Raw genomic sequence first — 17,573 nt, forward strand, 5'->3', positions numbered from 1 at the left:
AATTAAAGTAAATTCCCTACATATGAAAATAATCATCCGAAGTGCCAAAATTATTGATTCGAAAAGTCCTTTTCATAATCAGACTGTAGATCTTTTAATTGCAGATGGTTTTATTAAAAAAATAGGAACGGCACTTCCAAATACAGACAATCTTGAAGAACTGAAATTAGAAAATCTTCATATTTCACAAGGATGGTTCGACAGCAGTGTTTCCCTTGGAGAACCTGGTTTTGAAGACAGAGAAACCATCGCAAACGGACTAGAAACTGCAGGAAAAAGCGGTTTTACGGGAATTGCACTGCAGCCCAACTCTTTCCCTATTATAGACAATCAGGCGCAGGTTAATTTTGTAAAAAACAAGGCTAATGGTTCTGCCACAGAACTTTACCCAATTGGAGCTTTAACCAAAGGAAGCGAGAGTAAAGATATGGCTGAACTGTATGATATGAAAAACTCTGGTGCGGTGGCTTTTGGTGATTATGCTAAAAGTCTGGATAATGCCAATCTGCTGAAAATAGCCCTGCAATATGTACAGGATTTTGACGGACTGGTTATTGCTTTTGCACAGGACGAAAAAATAAAAGGTAACGGCGTTGCCAATGAGGGAATTGTTTCCACAAGATTGGGACTGAAAGGAATCCCAGATTTGGCCGAAGAACTTCAAATTGCCAGAAACTTATTTTTATTGGAATACACCGGCGGCAAAATGCACATTCCGACTGTTTCCTCTCCAAAATCAGTCCAAATGATTAAAGAAGCTAAAGCAAAAGGATTGAACGTAACGTGTAGTGTAAGCGTACATCATTTGGTTTTAACCGATGAAAAACTGGAAGAATTTGATACTAGATATAAAGTAACCCCGCCGCTAAAAACAGAAAGTGACAGACAGGAATTGATTAATGGAGTCCTTGACGGAACCATCGATTTAATCACTTCTGACCACAATCCAATCGATATTGAACATAAAAAAATGGAATTTGATTTGGCTAAAAACGGAACTATTGGTTTAGAAAGCGCTTTCGGAGCTTTGATGACCGTACTTCCGCTAGAAACGGTAATTGAAAAATTCACCGCTGGAAAAGCAGTTTTCGGTATTCCAAACCACAGCATCAGCGAAGGAGAAACTGCCAATATTTCTTTATTCAACCCCGAAGGCAATAGTGTTTTCACAAATGAAAATATACTTTCAAAATCCAAAAACTCAGCATTCCTTGGCACCGCTCTAAAAGGAAAAGCATACGGGATTTTGAACCAAGGGAAATTAATTTTAGGATAAAAACAAGACCTGACAAGTTTTTAAAACCTGTCAAGCCTAATTCATACAAAAATGAACAATAATACAATCGAAGCTGGAAAAACAACCGCAATCACCAGCTATATTTTAGGAATTGGCGTATTTATTGCCATGTCCATGAATAGCGGAGAAGACAAAAACGAATTTGCTTCTTTTCATATCCGCCAGGGATTAGGACTCACAATTACTTTTTTTTCATTGGGATTAATCATAGGCAATTTTGACAGCCTTATGATTTCTGCTCCTATGTGGATTTTCATTTCTGTTTTATGGACTTATGGAATATTTAGCGCAATAAAAGGCGAAACAAAACCGGTTCCGCTGCTTGGTGAATATTTTCAAAAATGGCTTAAAAGCATCTCGTAAAAAATCAAATAGTCAAAACTGAACACTGATTACTAAAAAAATGAATCTATCTTTAGAATATAAAATACGTGAACCCAAAGTCATACTTGACAAAAACCCTGTATTGATTCTGCTTCACGGCTATGGCAGTAATGAATCGGATTTATTTTCCTTTGCCAGCGAACTGCAGAACGAATATTACATCATATCTGCTCGAGCACCTTATGATTTACAATACGGCAGTTATGCCTGGTATGCCATTAATTTTGATGCTGACCAAAACAAATTTTCGGACAACGACCAAGCCCGGATTTCAAGAGATATTATTGCTGGATTTATTGATGAATTGACAGCCAGTTACCCTATTGATACCAATGAAGTAACTCTAATTGGTTTTAGCCAGGGTTCTATTTTGAGTTATGCGGTGGCACTTTCCTATCCAGAAAAAGTGAACAAAGTAGTTGCTATGAGCGGTTACCTCAATTTGGAAATCGTTGCGGAAGATTACTTGAAAAACAATTTAAGCAAACTTAAAATATTTGCTTCCCACGGAACAGCCGACCAGGTAATTCCAGTGGAATGGGCTAGAAAAACGCCCGGAATTTTAGAAAAATTAGGGGTAGCCATCACTTACAAAGAATATCCCGTAGGCCACGGTGTGGCACCGCAAAACTTTTTTGATTTCAAGAATTGGATAACTGAAAATTAATATTTATTTCTTGCCCGCAAATTCGCAAATTTTTTAAATGACTTTCAATTGTAATAATCTGCGAATTTGCGGTGTTTTTTTTTATTTCTGATAAATAACCGATTGGATTATTTCGAAAGAAACGCTTTCATCATCATTGATGAAATATTTCAGCAGCACTTCGCCCCAGTATTCGCCATCACTGTAATCAGCAATTATCCATCGGTGGTTCAGTACTTTTACTTTATTAATCGAAAATTTATTAGCTCCTAACTGCACTTGACCAGTATAAGGATTCCCTTTTGGATTGGCATTTAAATCCAGAAGCTGCTCGGTAACGTAAGGAATTAAAGTCTCATGATTTCTGATTTTATCAGACTTAGCCGATTCAAAATAATTTTGTGCATTTTCATTTTTCTCTAAAGAAAAATAATTTATATCAGCCATTTTATTGGTAACCGCCTGCACACTGTCTTTTAATTTAGTGGTTGATTTTTTATATTTATCCTGCTCAAAAGTTACTTCTTTGCTCAAATACATATAGGTATAAACATTAAAAACTAAAGACAAAATTAAAGCATAAAGGAGTAGTGATTTTTTCATTGTATTAAATTGTAATTTCTAAATTATCATAGGCCAGAAAAACATTGTCAGGCAGCTTTTTTTGAACTTCCTCGTGAAAACCAAGCATGTGGCTAATATGTGTAAGATAAGCTTTTTCAGGTTTCAGCAAAGCTATAAAATCAAGGGCTTCCTGCAAATTAAAATGTGTATCATGAGGCTGTTCCCGCAATGCATTAACAACTAAAACCTTGAGTCCCTTCAGCTTCGCTGTTTCCTCTTTATCAATGGTTTTTACATCTGTTAAATAAGCAAAATCATCGATTCTAAAACCAAAGACCTGCAGATCACCATGCCAGACACTTACTGGAACAGCAGTTTTGCTGCCTATTGAAAAAGGCATATTATTTTCAATCTCAAAAGTTTTTACTGAAGGTGCTCCCGGATATCTATTCACCGTTTCGAATATATAACTGAAGCGCTTTTCGATATCGGTAAGTACTCTTTTATGAGCATATATCGGAATGGCTCCCTGCTTAAAATTAAAAGGACGAATGTCATCCAAACCGGCTGTGTGGTCAGCATGTTCATGCGTAAACAGGATTCCGTCTAATTTCCGGCAATTCGACGAAAGCATCTGCTGTCTAAAATCGGGTCCGCAATCGATTACATAAGAGTGGTCTTCCCATGTAATCCAAACGGAAACCCGTAGTCTTTTATCCTTAAAATCAGTGCTTTTGCAAACTTCATGATCAATCCCAATAATTGGAATTCCCTGAGACGTACCAGTACCTAAAAAATATACCTTCAATTGCTTCGTTTTTTTTACAAAAATAGGATTAATTTCTCTTTCATTAAGAGCCTAATTAATTAACTTTGTAACATAATTGCCGAATTTAAATAAAAAAAATGGAAGCCAAACAGATAAAACTAAAAGGAGACAAGGTTATCGAGCAGATTCCTTCCCTCAAAGATAAAGCACTTCGTATTAATCTTAACGAAAACATATACGGAACTTTTGCTGAAATTGGAGCTGGTCAGGAAACAGTCAGACATTTTTTTAGATCAGGCGGATCTTCTGGAACAATTGCAAAAGCAATGTCTGCTTACGATAAAGATTTTAGCGATGCTGTTTATGGAACTGAGGAAGACGGCCGCTATGTAACTGAAAGCAGATTAAAAAAAATGCTGACTTTTGAAGGAGAATTAATCGAAGAACGGTTAAGCCGGACAAAACATCCTAACAAAATGTTTTTCAGTTACGCTAATACAGTTGCTACCATAGATTTTGCAAAACAATTTAAAGGCCATGGCTGGGTTGGAATCCGATACCAGCTGGATCCAGCCGAAGACTATAACGAAATTATCATCCATATCCGTTTCAAAGAAACTGATTCCCGATTACAGCAGGAAACACTAGGAGTTTTAGGAGTTAACCTTATTTATGGTGCCTTCTACAAATACAATGATCCAAAAAAATTACTCCGTTATTTATATGACCACCTTGACAAAGACCAATTAGAAATTGATACTATTAACTTTTCAGGTCCTCGTTTTGCCGATGTTGACAATCGTCTGATGAGTTTACAATTGGTAAAAAACGGAATGACTGATGCCGTAATGTTCAATCCAAAAGGCAAAAATGTCCTGCCGGCTGCAGTTCTTTACAAAAAAAACATCCTTGCTTTTAGAGGAAGTTTCCGTCCGGTTACTAAGGTAAACATGGACATGTACAAAGAATCCCTGAAAATGTTTCTGGAAGAGAACAAAGTAGAGAAAGAAAACACCTTGGTTATTTTCGAAATCACATTATCTAACCTCCGATCTGACGGAGAAATTGACGAAAGAGATTTCATGGACCGTGCCGAACTGCTATGTTCATTGGGACAAACGGTAATGATCTCTAATTTTCAGGAATATTATAAAGTAGTCGAATATTTCTCCAATTATACCAAAGCCAGAATGGGGCTTTCAATGGGTGTCAACAACTTAGTAGACATATTTGACGAAAAATATTACCGTCATCTGAGCGGCGGAATACTGGAAGCCTTTGGTAAATTATTTTACCGCGACATGAAAGTCTTTTTGTACCCAATGCTGGGGGAAGAAGGAGAAATCATTACTTCCAAAAATCTAAAAGTACATCCAAGAATGAAAGAATTATACAAATTCTTTAAATTTAATGGAAAAGTAGTTGATATCGAAGATTATAATCCAGAAATCCTGGAAGTATTCTCCCGTGAAGTATTAAAAATGATTAGTGCCGGAAAACCAGGATGGGAACCAATGCTGCCACCAGGAGTTCCAGAAATCATTAAAGAAAAAGGTCTTTTTGGCTATCAGTCCAATCCGCTTTTAGAAACGAGTAAATAGAGGTTAATAGCTTAAAAAAATCCAAGAAAATTTCTTTCTTGGATTTTTTTAATTGTAAAATGACATCTTTTGAATAAAATTATCCCAAAATCTGCCCTGCATGTTCTTTTGTCTTCACAGCGGTGATAACATCTTCAATGATTCCGTTTTCGTCTATCACAAAAGTAGTTCTGTGAATGCCGTCGTATTCTTTTCCCATAAACTTTTTTGGTCCCCAGACACCAAAAGCATTTATCACCGATTTGTCCTCATCAGCCAGTAATGGAAAAGGAAATTCATACTTATCCTTAAATTTAGCCTGCGCTTTTGCACTATCGGCACTTACACCCAAAAGAGCATAATTATTAGCCTGAAAACGCTCAAAATTATCTCTTAAATCACAAGCTTCTGTAGTACAGCCTGGTGTAGAAGCTTTAGGATAAAAAAATACAACTAATTTTTTTCCTTTATAATCTGATAATTGACGTGACTTTCCGTCTTGGTCAACACCTGAAAATTGAGGTGCCTTATCTCCTTTTTGCAATGTTGTCATTCGTTTTAAGATTCTAAGTTACTAAGTTGCTAAGTTACTAAGATTATTTAGAGTTAATATGAAGAATGTTCTTTAGTTTAATTTTAAAAACTTAGTAACTTAGCCACTTAGAATCTTAGTAACTTAGAGAAAAAATGACCAAACAAGAACGCGTAACATTTGTTATAAATACCTTAAACGAGTTATACCCAACTATCCCGATTCCGCTAGACCACAAAGACCCATATACTTTATTAATTGCAGTTTTGCTTTCGGCTCAATGTACAGACGTACGCGTGAACCAAATCACGCCTTTACTTTTTGCCAAAGCCGACAATCCGTATGATATGATCAAAATGTCTATTGAGGAAATCAAAGAAATTATTCGTCCCTGTGGTCTGTCTCCAATGAAATCGAAAGGAATCCATGGATTGTCCCAAATTTTGATCGAAAAACACAATGGGCAGGTACCACAAAGTTTTGAGGCTCTCGAAGAATTGCCTGCAGTGGGGCATAAAACAGCGAGTGTGGTGATGTCACAGGCTTTTGGAGTACCGGCTTTTCCAGTTGACACCCATATTCATCGGTTGATGTACCGCTGGAATCTGACTAATGGCAAAAATGTAGTTCAGACTGAAAAAGATGCCAAACGTATTTTCCCTGAAGAATTATGGAATGATCTTCACCTTCAGATTATTTGGTACGGACGCGAATATTCGCCGGCAAGAGGCTGGAGTCTGGAGAAAGATATTATCACCAAAACAATTGGCAGAAAATCAGTTTTGGATGAGTTTGCAAAAAAATAATCGCAATTATAAACAACAAATTTCACTAGTTTCATAAATAAACTAGTGAAATTTGCACTTGTTTCAGCCCATACAGATTGAAACACTTTTTACTTGCAAGAATTAATTTGCTATAATTTCAAAAACCTTCTTCTCTATTTTAACCATTTTCAATGCTTTAGAGTAGTTTAATAAAAAAGAAACAACTTCTTTATCAGGTTTCATTTTTTTAGTAATTTTCAATTCTTTAGAGTAATTCTTTTCCATATGAATATAAATTTTATTTTATATTACAACGGAGGAATCTGTCATTTATTGTCAGTTAGTCAAAATAACTTGATGCTTGTCGATAATTTTTCTCAAATTCATTATGGCATACCGCATTCTTCCCAAAGCTGTATTGATACTAACACCTGTGGTTTCAGAAATTTCTTTAAAACTCATATCCTGATACATACGCATGATTAAAACCTCTTTTTGGTCCAAAGGAAGCTCATCAACAAGTCTGCGGATATCAACTTCGACTTGATCTGCTATGATTTGATTTTCGACAGTAAGAGAATTATCAGACATTATAGAAAAAATAGAAAATTCCTCTGTCTCTCGGTACAGCGGCATCTTTTTTAATTTTCTAAAATGATCAATGATTAAGTTGTGGGCAATACGCATCACCCAAGGCAGAAATTTTCCTTCTTCGTTATACGAATTTAGCTTTAAGGTTTTGATTACTTTGATAAAAGTATCTTGAAAAATGTCATTGGAAACATCTTTATCTGAAACTTTAGAATAGATAAATCCAAACACTTTGGATTCATGTCTTCTTATTAATACAGCCAATGCATTTTCATCACCAGCCATATAATCCTTTACTAATAAAGCATCTGTTTTTTGTATAATTGCCATAGCTATTCCTTTTTAGGTTAATTCTTGGGGGTAGTCTTTCTAAAAAGTAGTTCTATGCTATAGGCTTACAAAGTTTTAATAAAGTTAAACATTTGTCAAATTTAACAATTTTTTATTAAAAGAAGCAAGAAAAAAGATGATAAATATCATTTTTAAAAATTAAAACTTCTTTTTTTAACAAATTACACTTGATAAAAAAAGACAAAACATTGTTTTACATCAAAATAAGCTGGATAAACAGAAGCTTCATAATTTTTTTAGACATTATACAACAAGCAAAAAACAATTTCTATTTCGAAAAAAATTTAATAGCTTCTCATAAAAAAATCTATCTTTTTTTAACTGTTTTAAAAAACAGCTTGACATTAATTTGACAAGCATCAAATATAGACTTCAGAACAAATACATACTTAAAAGTAAGTTTTGATTCTAATTCTTTAGAGACAGTCATACTAAAATTGAGTACTTTTGTGAAAATTCATTTTTAGTATGCCAGCTGACATTTCCAAACTCGATCCAAAGAAGAACATCATAATAAAAGGAGCACAAGTACATAATTTAAAAAATGTAGATGTAGCAATTCCCAGAAATAAACTCGTTGTTATTACAGGGCTTTCCGGTTCGGGAAAATCCAGTTTAGCATTCGATACTTTGTATGCCGAAGGACAGCGCCGTTATGTAGAAAGTCTGTCTTCCTACGCCAGACAATTCTTGGGCCGTTTGGACAAACCAAAAGTAGAATACATTAAAGGAATTGCTCCTGCTATTGCTATTGAGCAAAAAGTAAATACCACTAATGCACGTTCTACTGTAGGAACTTCGACTGAAATATATGATTACATAAAATTATTATTTGCCCGAATAGGAAGAACTTATTCCCCTGTTTCAGGGCAAGAGGTCAAAAAAAATACGGTTACCGATGTTGTCAGTGAAGTAAAAAAATTTGAATTAGACAGCAGATGGCTCCTCCTCGCACCTATTCATCTCGAAGAAGGAAGACAGCTAGAAGACAAACTGAAAGTATTACTGCAGCAAGGATTTGCAAGGATTCTGATCAACAATGAAATGATTCGTTTGGATGATTTTACAGCAGAAAATCAACATTCATTAGACCATAAAGATATATTACTTGTTATTGACAGGATTATCGTAAAAGATGAAGAAGAATTCTACAACCGATTATCGGATGCTGTGCAGACTGCTTTTTTTGAAGGTAAAGGTATCTGCTATTTACAGGAATTAAACACGGATAAAAGACTTTCGTTTTCTAATAATTTTGAATTGGACGGTATTACTTTTCTCGAACCGAACGTACATCTGTTTAGTTTCAATAATCCTTACGGTGCCTGTCCTGCCTGTGAAGGCTACGGAAATATTATTGGAATCGACAGTGAATTAGTTATTCCAAATACTTCACTTTCTATTTTTGAAAATGCCATATTTCCATGGAGAGGTGAAAGCATGAGCTGGTTTAGGGACGAATTAGTAAACCATGCCTATAAATTTGATTTCCCTATTCATAAACCTTACTTCCAGCTGACTGAAGAACAAAAGGAACTGATTTGGACAGGAAATAAATATTTTCAGGGGCTGAATGACTTTTTTAAAGAACTCGAAGAGAAAAATTATAAGATCCAGAACCGAGTAATGCTTTCCCGTTACAGAGGTAAAACTAAATGTCATGTCTGCAAAGGAAAGCGTTTGAGACCAGAGGCTTCATACGTTAAAATAAATGGAAAAACGGTTTCTGATTTAGTAGATTTACCAATCAGGCATTTAGCTGCATTTTTCAAAGACATTACATTAGACGAATATGAAAAGCAGATTGCAAAAAGATTATTAATCGAAATCAACAACCGATTATCCTTTTTATCCGAAGTAGGATTGAATTATCTAACATTAAACCGAAATTCATCAACACTTTCCGGGGGCGAATCACAGCGTATCAATCTGGCCACTTCACTAGGCAGCAGTCTTGTAGGATCTATGTATATATTAGATGAGCCAAGCATTGGCCTACATCCAAAGGACACAGAAAGATTGATAAAAGTACTGCTTTCACTGCGTGATTTAGGCAATACAGTAATTGTTGTCGAACATGATGAAGATATCATGAAAGCAGCTGACATGATTATTGACATAGGTCCCGAAGCAGGAACACTGGGCGGAAATCTGGCTGCACAGGGCACTTATGATGAAATCCTTACATCGAGTTCGTTAACCTCAAAATACTTGAATGGTGAACTCGAAATTAGTGTTCCAAAGAAAAGACGAACATCAAAAAATTTCATCGAAATAAAAGGAGCCAGAGAAAACAATTTACAAAATATAGATGTTACCTTCCCTCTCGACGTTTTAACTGTCATTACAGGAGTTTCGGGGAGCGGAAAAAGTACGCTTGTCAAGAAAATTCTTTTTCCCGCCATGCAGAAAAAACTGGATAATGCAGGTGAAAAAGCGGGACAGTTTAGCGAATTATCTGGGTCTTTTTCGCATATAAAACATATTGAATATGTAGATCAGAATCCTATCGGAAGAAGTTCTAGATCTAATCCTGTTACTTATATTAAAGCTTATGATGATATTCGGGAATTATATGCCAAAGAAAAACTTTCCAAGGTAAGAGGCTACCAAGCCAAACATTTTTCTTTTAACGTTGACGGCGGAAGATGCGAAACCTGCAAAGGTGAAGGTTCAATAAACGTAGAAATGGTTTTCATGGCCGATGTCCAATTACCTTGCGAAACCTGCAGCGGAAAACGTTTCAAAAAAGAAGTTTTAGAAATATTTTTTGACGGCAAAAACATCAATGACATCCTAACGATGACAATTGATGACTCTATTTCTTTCTTCGAAAAAAATAAACAGACAAAAATCACTCAAAAACTGCAGCCCTTACAAGATGTTGGTTTGGGATACGTACAGCTGGGACAATCCTCATCTACACTTTCTGGCGGTGAAGCACAGCGAATCAAACTTGCTTCATTTTTAGTAAAAGGAACTATAAAAGAAAAAGCTCTTTTCGTTTTTGATGAGCCTACAACTGGATTGCATTTTCATGATATCAAAAAACTAATGGCTTCGTTTGATGCCTTAATTGAGAAAGGACATTCAATACTGGTTATAGAGCATAATCTTGATTTAATCAAATGTGCAGACTGGATAATTGATCTTGGTCCAGAAGGAGGAGAAAACGGCGGACTGCTCTTAGCTAAAGGAACACCGGAAGAAATTATAAAAGACAAAAAATCTGTTATTGCCGAGTATCTAAAAGAAAAACTTTAAAACATAACAATCTTTTATCCAGCTAAAAAGCCATAACATTTTATTATGTCATGGCTTTATTTTGTACTCCCTTTATATTTGTACTAAAAGTGTCTATATCAATCTAAAAATTCTAAATTCCTTGCTGTTAACTTTTTTAATTGACACTTATCAATCTTTAAAAAACTATTCAGGTATAAAAAAATTAGCCCAAGTAGCAATTTTCCTCAAAAACAATTCCCTCCTCGTCTATCGCAATCAAAACCTTTTTATCTTTCGCAGTAACAAGTGACATATATAACCAAGCAAATGACCATGTTCCTAATGTAGCACAGCAAATCAAAAAATTCATACTGTGATTAATTTTTTTGCCTTCTTTATATAATACCGTGAAAGGTGTTTTTTCGTTTTTTTCTATAACTACAAAACCATTTTGAATCTTATCAGCAATAACTTTTGTAAACAGATTGAATTTATCCGGTTTAATAAAATGATTTTTCATTCTTTTTGTTATTTAAATTAATAAGGATTTATGTCATATTTCTAGCACCAAAGATAAGATGCATTTTAAAACTCCGCAATACCTACTTTTAGTGATATTCAAAAAGAAAACAACACAAGTTACTGATATTCATATAATTATATTTTTAATAAAATTAAGAAAAGCATAAATAATCGTTATAATGTCTTACAATAAAAAATAAACAATACTTTACCTACATGATTATTGCAAGAAATACACATATTCTCTACAAACAGTTTAAATTCTCGTTTTCCAGTAATTTAAATCAGGAAGAAGAATGGCATAAATCAAGATTTGATATGAAGTTTAATTTTAATATGGAAAATAAACATTCGCTAAAAGCGGCAAAAGAAGAGAATTTACTATAAAAAACTAATTCACAACTTAATAATAAAATATTTTAAAGCTGTTAAAGCAAAGTATTATCAAGTTTTCTCTAATAACCCATTTTTAAAGAGTACATCAAAAACGACAGTATAAAAAACAAATCTGATTTTGAAACAGGATTTTATTTATTTTTTTCTGGTTTTCAAAATAATTTTATCCAAAGCCTGATTTATTTCAGGAGAAACTACAAATTTATAATTAATGTATACATAGACAAGAGTCACCAGAATAGATTTCAAAACTATTGCTATAATAGGACTAATTGGAAACTTCCAAAAATAAAACAATAAAAAAACAATAAAGGTTATCCAGATAGAATGAAGTGTCTGCTTTGTAAATGGATACAAATGCATCCTTTTCACAACAAAAAGCAATTTGGCAACACTATAACAAGTAATCGATAATAAAGTTGCAAATGCAGAACCTATAATCCCATATAAAGGAATAAAAATCATGTTCAAAATAACTGTCAAAACCACCAGTCCTACTCCTAAAAACAATACTGCGCGATAATACTTAGAGTTAAAAATAATCGCATTGTTATTCCCTAAAATCAGATCAAAATATTTTGAAAGCCCAATAATAAACACGACAACTATTCCGCCTGCATAATCTTTTGGTACAATCTCATACAGCTGATTGATATTAACAAAAATACAAAGCATCACAAATCCCCCAACAATTTGAAGGTTTATCGAAGTTTTTTTATATAAATCATTCAGCTCATCATGCTTATTCTCATGCATTAATTTCGCAGTAATTGGATATACAATCTGATGCATGGCACGGCTTGGCACAGAAATCACCAAAGCTATATATGTAGCAACCGAATAATAAGCAATATTTCCAATCGCCATATACTGATTAAGCATAATTTTATCACCATCCAAAAGCAGATTAGCAACACTGCCTGATAAAATAATGTACGATGTATATTCTAAAATCTCTTTTACGTTATAAGGAATCGTAAACTGAAAAACTGGTTTTTTAATTCGGAATGCATAAAACATCGTTACCAAAAAAGCCACAAAGTAAATACCCGCAGTCAAATAAATAAAATCGACCACTGTAATCCATTTAAAATAAATCCCTAAAAGAGCTATTAACGAAAACAATCGCAGTCCTACTTCTTTAATGAAATTACCAAATACGGAATGCATATGAACTCTTGCCCAAGCATAAAAAATTTCGAAATAAGCCATACAAATTCCAATGAAAGGAATCAGCCAGATAAAATCTTTTACTATTGAATTCTTCTTAGTGACAAAAAAAGAAATCTCATCATAAAAAAATAAACCAATCAAAATGATCAGGACAATTAATATAATAGGAAATAATACAGTAAATGATAAAAACTCATTACGTTCTTTCTCCGTTTTGCATTGGGAATAAAACTTAACCAATGTATTTTGCATACCAATAGCAAATAAAGGCATTATTACATTGGCACAAGACAAAATATAATTAGACAATCCATAAAATGTTTTACCTAAAATATGAGGAAATAAAAAAAGAGTGCTTATTCCTCCAATTCCAAAACCGATATATGTTATTATAGTGTTTTTTAATGACTGATTTAATACTATACCCATTAATTGGAGTTTAAAGTTTAATGTTAAAAAGTTTAAGGCTGAAATACCTTAACTTTTTGAATGAATTAATTGCGCCAGTTCTTTGGTCAAATTCTTTCTGGAATATTTTTGCAAACCTACACCATAGGATTGTAATTTCCCTTCTAAAAACTGATTGTAATAGGATATGATGGTGTTTTTTAATTTTTCTTTCTCGTTATATTCAAAAAAGACACCTGTATTTGTTCCCGTTATTATCTCTGCAAAATCTGAATCCTTTGGTCCAATGGCAATTATAGGCCTATTCGAAACCATATATTCAAATAACTTGCCTGGAATAATGCTTTTAGTTTCTTCAGAATTAATTTCGATAAGAAGCAGCACCTGAGAATTTCTTTGATGAGCAACAGCCTCTGAATGGGAAACATATCCAATATTATTCAGATAGGAATCAAGATTATATTGAGAAATAGTATCTAATACTTCCTGACTGACAGCTCCAATTAATTTTAATTCTAAATGTGATTTAAATTCAGGAATTTCAAGAATTAATTCAGCCAAAGTTCCCCATAAAACAACAGGATTCCGTTCAGAAAGAAATGAACCGATATGTGCAAGGCTAAACTTAGAATCAAGAACCACTTCAGTTCCTGGTTCATTATCATAGCCATTGGTAATAACGCTAATTGGTTTACCAGTTATTTCTTTGAACTCCGTTTTTGTAGTTTTACTGGTTACTATAACCCGGTCTGCAGTATTAAGCACTCTATATTCAAGAGCTTTATGCTTTCTTTCTGCTCTCACAGATAAACACAATGATTTGTGATATCCAATTGTCGTCCAAGGGTCACGAAAATCGGCAAACCAAGTAAGTTTAATTTTTTGTTTTAAAACCAAACCGATTAAATGCAGACTATGAGGCGGACCCGAAGTAATAATAGTATCAATATTATTTTCAATAATGTATTTTTCCAAATAAGCAACAGAAGGTTTAACCCAAAAAACACGAGCATCCGGAATAAAAAGATTCCCGCGTATCCATAATAAAGCTTTATCCAAAAAAGTCTGCTTCTTCTTATTAGGAATAATACCCGAACTGATTTTTTTAGTTTTATTTTTAGAAAAGACCGAAGCTAACTGATAGGGTTCAAAAATCTTATTTTTTAAAATAATAACATTATCGGCAACTTCTTTTTCTAAATTGCCATCAATAATCGGATATGTTGGATTTTCAGGAATATAAACAATCGGCTCGATATCAAAATCAGGCAGATATTTGACAAACTTAAGCCAGCGCTGCACACCTGGACCTCCAGCTGGAGGCCAGTAATAAGTTATGATAAGAATTTTTTTTAATTCTGGTTTCAATTTTTTAATTTGTTATTATATGTAAATATGGATTATCGAGTTATTCAGCTGTATAACTCCATAATTCATATTTCTACATATCTTTACTATTTATTACTTCTTTCTTTCTCTCAACATACAATCCGCCTGCTAAAAGAAATAACATTCCAATACAGCTAACTAATGTAATTGTACCTCCTGTTTTTACTACCTGAGGATCAAATTTAAACTCAATACTATGTTTTCCAGCTGGAACTACTATGGCTCGTAATGTATAATCTGCTCTCATAATAAAAGTTTCTTTACCGTCTATAAGTGCTGTCCAGCCTTTTTCATAATACATTTCGGAAAAAACAGCTAAACCTTCTTTTGAATTAACAGAAGTATATTTTAAATCATTAGGCTGATAGGAATCTAAAGTTATTACCGCCGAACTATCTTTGGCAAAAGCCTTACCTTTAATAGCTGAAAACTCATTTTCGTTAATTACTGCCGTTTCTTTAGAATTAAACTTATCCAATGCCTTCATCTCGCCGTCAGCATTTTTTACAAATTGTATTTTGCTTACAAACCAGGCATTCCCATTGGCATCTGTATTAATAATTGGCTGCTCCTTACCTTCTTTATCCGTTTGTATTACATACTTAACATTTAGCATATTAAGAATTTCCATATTGTTTTTGGCAATTTGGTAATCAAAAAGCTGCTGCATTCTTTGAGGTTTTACAGCACTGTATCCTCCTATCGCTTTATGGAAATAAGATGTTCTTCCCTGCATCAGCCCTTGAACGTCAAATACTCGGTAATTAGTAGGATCTTCAAGAATCTTAGCATCCGCAGGAGTTTCTTGGAATGGAACTTCTACATCTCTGGCATTTACAAAATCTTTATTGGACACATAGTTTTTATCTACAAAAAACAAATCGGTAACCATAAATAAACCAACTAAAATAATTGCTGTATTCTGTGCAATTCTATTTTTGACAAACAGCCACAAAGCGCCTGCCGAAATCAGGATAAAAAATCCAGAACGCAGTAAATCGGCACTATACAATGTTCTTCTGTCTTCTTTAAGCGCATCGACAAAATTTGGCCCATAATTTTGCATTAAACCGCTATCACCTGCTCCCGCAAAACTGAACATACTTTTACATAAAAATAAAAATATAATCAATCCCAAACCTACGGCACCTGACTGTAATAATGGCTTTAACTGTTTTTCTTTTTCTAATTTGAAGAAAGACTGCAATCCCATAATGGCCAATATTGGAAAACACAATTCGAGAATAACCTGAATAGATGATACTGCCCTAAATTTATTATACATAGGGATATGATCGATGCAAAAATTAGTCAATAAAGGAAAGTTTTTCCCCCAGGAAAGAATTAAAGTTAATACAGCTCCACCTAAGAAAACGTATTTAATCTTTCTTTCATCTGTAAATAAAGCCAAAATCCCTAAAAAGAAAACTACAGCACCAATATATGCAGGAGCTGAAACTATTGGCTGATCGCCCCAATACGTTGGCATTCCTCCCTTAGCATACTCAACAGCCTGCTCTTGTGTAATATATTGTCCTTGCCCTACTTGCTGCTGCTGTAAAAAATCAACTATTTTAGAATCCTCACTTAAACTCTCATTATTAGAACCGCCAAACAATCGAGGGGCTATCAAATTGAAACTTTCGGCAATTCCATAACTGTATTCCGTAATATAATCATAGGTCATAGCCATATCAGTTACCTTTTTGGTACCATCAGGATTGAAGCTCAAATCACTTTTCCCGCGAGTACTGAAAGAAGCATACTCAGCAGTTGCCAATAAATTACCTGCATTAGAACCAATCGCAAAAATCCCTGCACCAATAAGTGTTCCGATAGAAAGCAGCAGAGGCTTATACTCTTTTGATTTAATTCCTTCGTAAATAAAATAACCTGAAAGAATTAAGAGTAATATCAACAGATAAAAGGTCATTTGAAAGTGATTCGCATTTACTTCCAATGCTACAGCAAACATAGTAAGCAATCCACCCCAAATATATTTTCGCTGAAAAGCCATTATAAAACCGGCAACAACCATCGGCATGTAAGCTATAGCATGCGCTTTGGCATTATGCCCGACTCCAAGAATTATTATTAAATAGGTAGAAAAACCAAAAGCCACTGCTCCAAAAAAAGCTTTTAGCGGATCGGCTTTTAAAACCAGCATTAAAATGTAGAAACTCAAAAAGTATAAAAACAAATAATCAGCCGGACGTGGTAAAAAACGAAGTACATCATCAATAGCACCAACATAATCATGAGGATACTTTGCTCCTAACTGATAAGTAGGCATACCGCCAAAAGCTGAATTTGTCCAATACGGTTCTTCATTATGGGCAGCTCTAAAATCATTTTGTTCTTTGGCCATACCCGTATACTGGGCAATATCCGATTGAAAAATCTGCTTTCCTTGTAATACTGGAAAAAAATAAAGAGTAGATACGAGAACAAAACCAAGAATGGCAAGTGCGTGCGGAAAGAACTTTTGAAGTTGCTTCATTAAAATGATTTTAGATTTAAGGATTAACTGTTTTTGATTTTTCAGCTTTTGGAAATTGATTTTGAAATTGATTTTTGAATACTTTAAGAAGTCTATAGAAATCAAAAACCATATATTTAGAGATTACTAATCAATCTCTTCATAATCAACATAATCCCCAACTTTTTTAGTTTCGCGGGGATTTTTACTATTGGCTGTATCAATTATAATTTCATCATTATTAGACGTTCTCTGCCAAGAAGACTGCTGCTGATATCTGTGTTGCCGCTGCTGAAAATTTTGTCCCGCTTTTTCTACCACCTTTTTTACTACCAAAGGCAAAAACAATCGAGCCAAAAATTTAAAAATATAATAGAAGGCAATCATAAAGAATACCATTTCTATAAAACCCGAAAAAGAGGCTGTCTGCATAATCAAATAATTTTTAGGCAAAATTAATAAATCAATATTGAAACTTTGGAGGAATTTAAAAATATCAT

17 protein-coding genes are annotated in these 17,573 nt (G+C 33.9%); 7 read left to right on the plus strand and 10 right to left on the minus strand.

The window, feature by feature from the left end; genetic code table 11:
* Positions 1-22: 22 nt before the first annotated feature.
* From OZP07_RS16080 to OZP07_RS16090, 3 genes are read left to right on the plus strand one after another with little or no spacing between them, the layout of a single operon-like run.
* On the plus strand, positions 23-1,276 hold the full coding sequence (locus OZP07_RS16080; protein WP_281635905.1) for a dihydroorotase: 1,254 nt from the start codon (positions 23-25) through the stop codon (positions 1,274-1,276).
* Positions 1,277-1,327: 51 nt separating this feature from the next.
* Positions 1,328-1,660 (plus strand): hypothetical protein, encoded by a 333-nt coding sequence (locus OZP07_RS16085; RefSeq protein WP_194639398.1) that lies wholly within the window; start codon positions 1,328-1,330, stop codon positions 1,658-1,660.
* A 40-nt stretch (positions 1,661-1,700) separates the two neighbouring features.
* Complete coding sequence (locus tag OZP07_RS16090) at positions 1,701-2,348, plus strand: alpha/beta hydrolase (RefSeq protein ID WP_194639400.1); 648 nt, start codon at positions 1,701-1,703, stop codon at positions 2,346-2,348.
* A gap of 81 nt (positions 2,349-2,429) precedes the next feature.
* On the opposite strand, the gene OZP07_RS16095 is transcribed toward OZP07_RS16090, so the two are convergent.
* Together OZP07_RS16095 and OZP07_RS16100 are read right to left on the minus strand one after the other, a co-directional pair.
* Positions 2,430-2,930 carry a hypothetical protein gene (locus OZP07_RS16095; protein ID WP_281635906.1) on the minus strand — a complete coding sequence of 167 codons (501 nt, stop codon included), beginning with the start codon at positions 2,928-2,930 and terminating at the stop codon, positions 2,430-2,432.
* Between the two features lie 4 nt (positions 2,931-2,934).
* Positions 2,935-3,699 carry an MBL fold metallo-hydrolase gene (locus OZP07_RS16100; RefSeq protein ID WP_281635907.1) on the minus strand — a complete coding sequence of 255 codons (765 nt, stop codon included), beginning with the start codon at positions 3,697-3,699 and terminating at the stop codon, positions 2,935-2,937.
* A 98-nt stretch (positions 3,700-3,797) separates the two neighbouring features.
* On the opposite strand from OZP07_RS16100, the gene OZP07_RS16105 reads away from it, so the two are divergent.
* Positions 3,798-5,261 carry a TonB-dependent receptor gene (locus tag OZP07_RS16105; protein WP_194639405.1) on the plus strand — a complete coding sequence of 488 codons (1,464 nt, stop codon included), beginning with the start codon at positions 3,798-3,800 and terminating at the stop codon, positions 5,259-5,261.
* 79 nt (positions 5,262-5,340) lie between these two features.
* Here the strand turns inward: OZP07_RS16105 and bcp are convergent, their stop codons facing one another.
* Complete coding sequence (bcp, locus tag OZP07_RS16110) at positions 5,341-5,793, minus strand: thioredoxin-dependent thiol peroxidase (protein WP_281635908.1); 453 nt, start codon at positions 5,791-5,793, stop codon at positions 5,341-5,343.
* Positions 5,794-5,927: 134 nt separating this feature from the next.
* Between bcp and OZP07_RS16115 the strand changes: the two genes are divergently transcribed.
* On the plus strand, positions 5,928-6,578 hold the full coding sequence (locus OZP07_RS16115) for an endonuclease III domain-containing protein (protein ID WP_194639411.1): 651 nt from the start codon (positions 5,928-5,930) through the stop codon (positions 6,576-6,578).
* 102 nt (positions 6,579-6,680) lie between these two features.
* On the opposite strand, the gene OZP07_RS16120 is transcribed toward OZP07_RS16115, so the two are convergent.
* Positions 6,681-6,824 carry a hypothetical protein gene (locus OZP07_RS16120; RefSeq protein ID WP_281635909.1) on the minus strand — a complete coding sequence of 48 codons (144 nt, stop codon included), beginning with the start codon at positions 6,822-6,824 and terminating at the stop codon, positions 6,681-6,683.
* 51 nt (positions 6,825-6,875) lie between these two features.
* A complete protein-coding gene (locus OZP07_RS16125; RefSeq protein WP_194639415.1) occupies positions 6,876-7,460 on the minus strand; it encodes an RNA polymerase sigma factor in 585 nt (194 codons plus the stop codon).
* Positions 7,461-7,949: 489 nt separating this feature from the next.
* On the opposite strand from OZP07_RS16125, the gene uvrA reads away from it, so the two are divergent.
* Positions 7,950-10,745, plus strand: a complete 2,796-nt coding sequence (uvrA, locus tag OZP07_RS16130; protein WP_281635910.1) for an excinuclease ABC subunit UvrA — start codon at positions 7,950-7,952, stop codon at positions 10,743-10,745.
* A gap of 184 nt (positions 10,746-10,929) precedes the next feature.
* On the opposite strand, the gene OZP07_RS16135 is transcribed toward uvrA, so the two are convergent.
* Positions 10,930-11,226, minus strand: coding sequence for a hypothetical protein (locus OZP07_RS16135; RefSeq protein WP_194639419.1), 297 nt, complete (start codon positions 11,224-11,226; stop codon positions 10,930-10,932).
* A 218-nt stretch (positions 11,227-11,444) separates the two neighbouring features.
* Between OZP07_RS16135 and OZP07_RS16140 the strand changes: the two genes are divergently transcribed.
* The gene (locus OZP07_RS16140) at positions 11,445-11,615 is read left to right on the plus strand and encodes a hypothetical protein (RefSeq protein WP_281635911.1); all 171 of its coding nucleotides are present in this window, start codon (positions 11,445-11,447) and stop codon (positions 11,613-11,615) included.
* A gap of 144 nt (positions 11,616-11,759) precedes the next feature.
* On the opposite strand, the gene OZP07_RS16145 is transcribed toward OZP07_RS16140, so the two are convergent.
* The 4 genes from OZP07_RS16145 to OZP07_RS16160 all read right to left on the minus strand — a co-directional run bounded on the left by OZP07_RS16145 (position 11,760) and on the right by OZP07_RS16160 (position 17,505).
* The gene (locus OZP07_RS16145) at positions 11,760-13,226 is read right to left on the minus strand and encodes an oligosaccharide flippase family protein (RefSeq protein ID WP_194639420.1); all 1,467 of its coding nucleotides are present in this window, start codon (positions 13,224-13,226) and stop codon (positions 11,760-11,762) included.
* Between the two features lie 48 nt (positions 13,227-13,274).
* Positions 13,275-14,573: a glycosyltransferase family 4 protein gene (locus OZP07_RS16150; RefSeq protein ID WP_281635912.1), complete on the minus strand. Its 1,299-nt coding sequence runs from the start codon at positions 14,571-14,573 to the stop codon at positions 13,275-13,277.
* Positions 14,574-14,646: 73 nt separating this feature from the next.
* Positions 14,647-17,094: a YfhO family protein gene (locus OZP07_RS16155; RefSeq protein ID WP_281635913.1), complete on the minus strand. Its 2,448-nt coding sequence runs from the start codon at positions 17,092-17,094 to the stop codon at positions 14,647-14,649.
* A gap of 126 nt (positions 17,095-17,220) precedes the next feature.
* On the minus strand, positions 17,221-17,505 hold the full coding sequence (locus OZP07_RS16160; protein ID WP_281635914.1) for a DUF4834 family protein: 285 nt from the start codon (positions 17,503-17,505) through the stop codon (positions 17,221-17,223).
* Positions 17,506-17,573: the final 68 nt, after the last annotated feature.

The organism is Flavobacterium marginilacus (assembly GCF_026870155.1).
In the GTDB taxonomy this organism is placed as follows: domain Bacteria; phylum Bacteroidota; class Bacteroidia; order Flavobacteriales; family Flavobacteriaceae; genus Flavobacterium; species Flavobacterium marginilacus.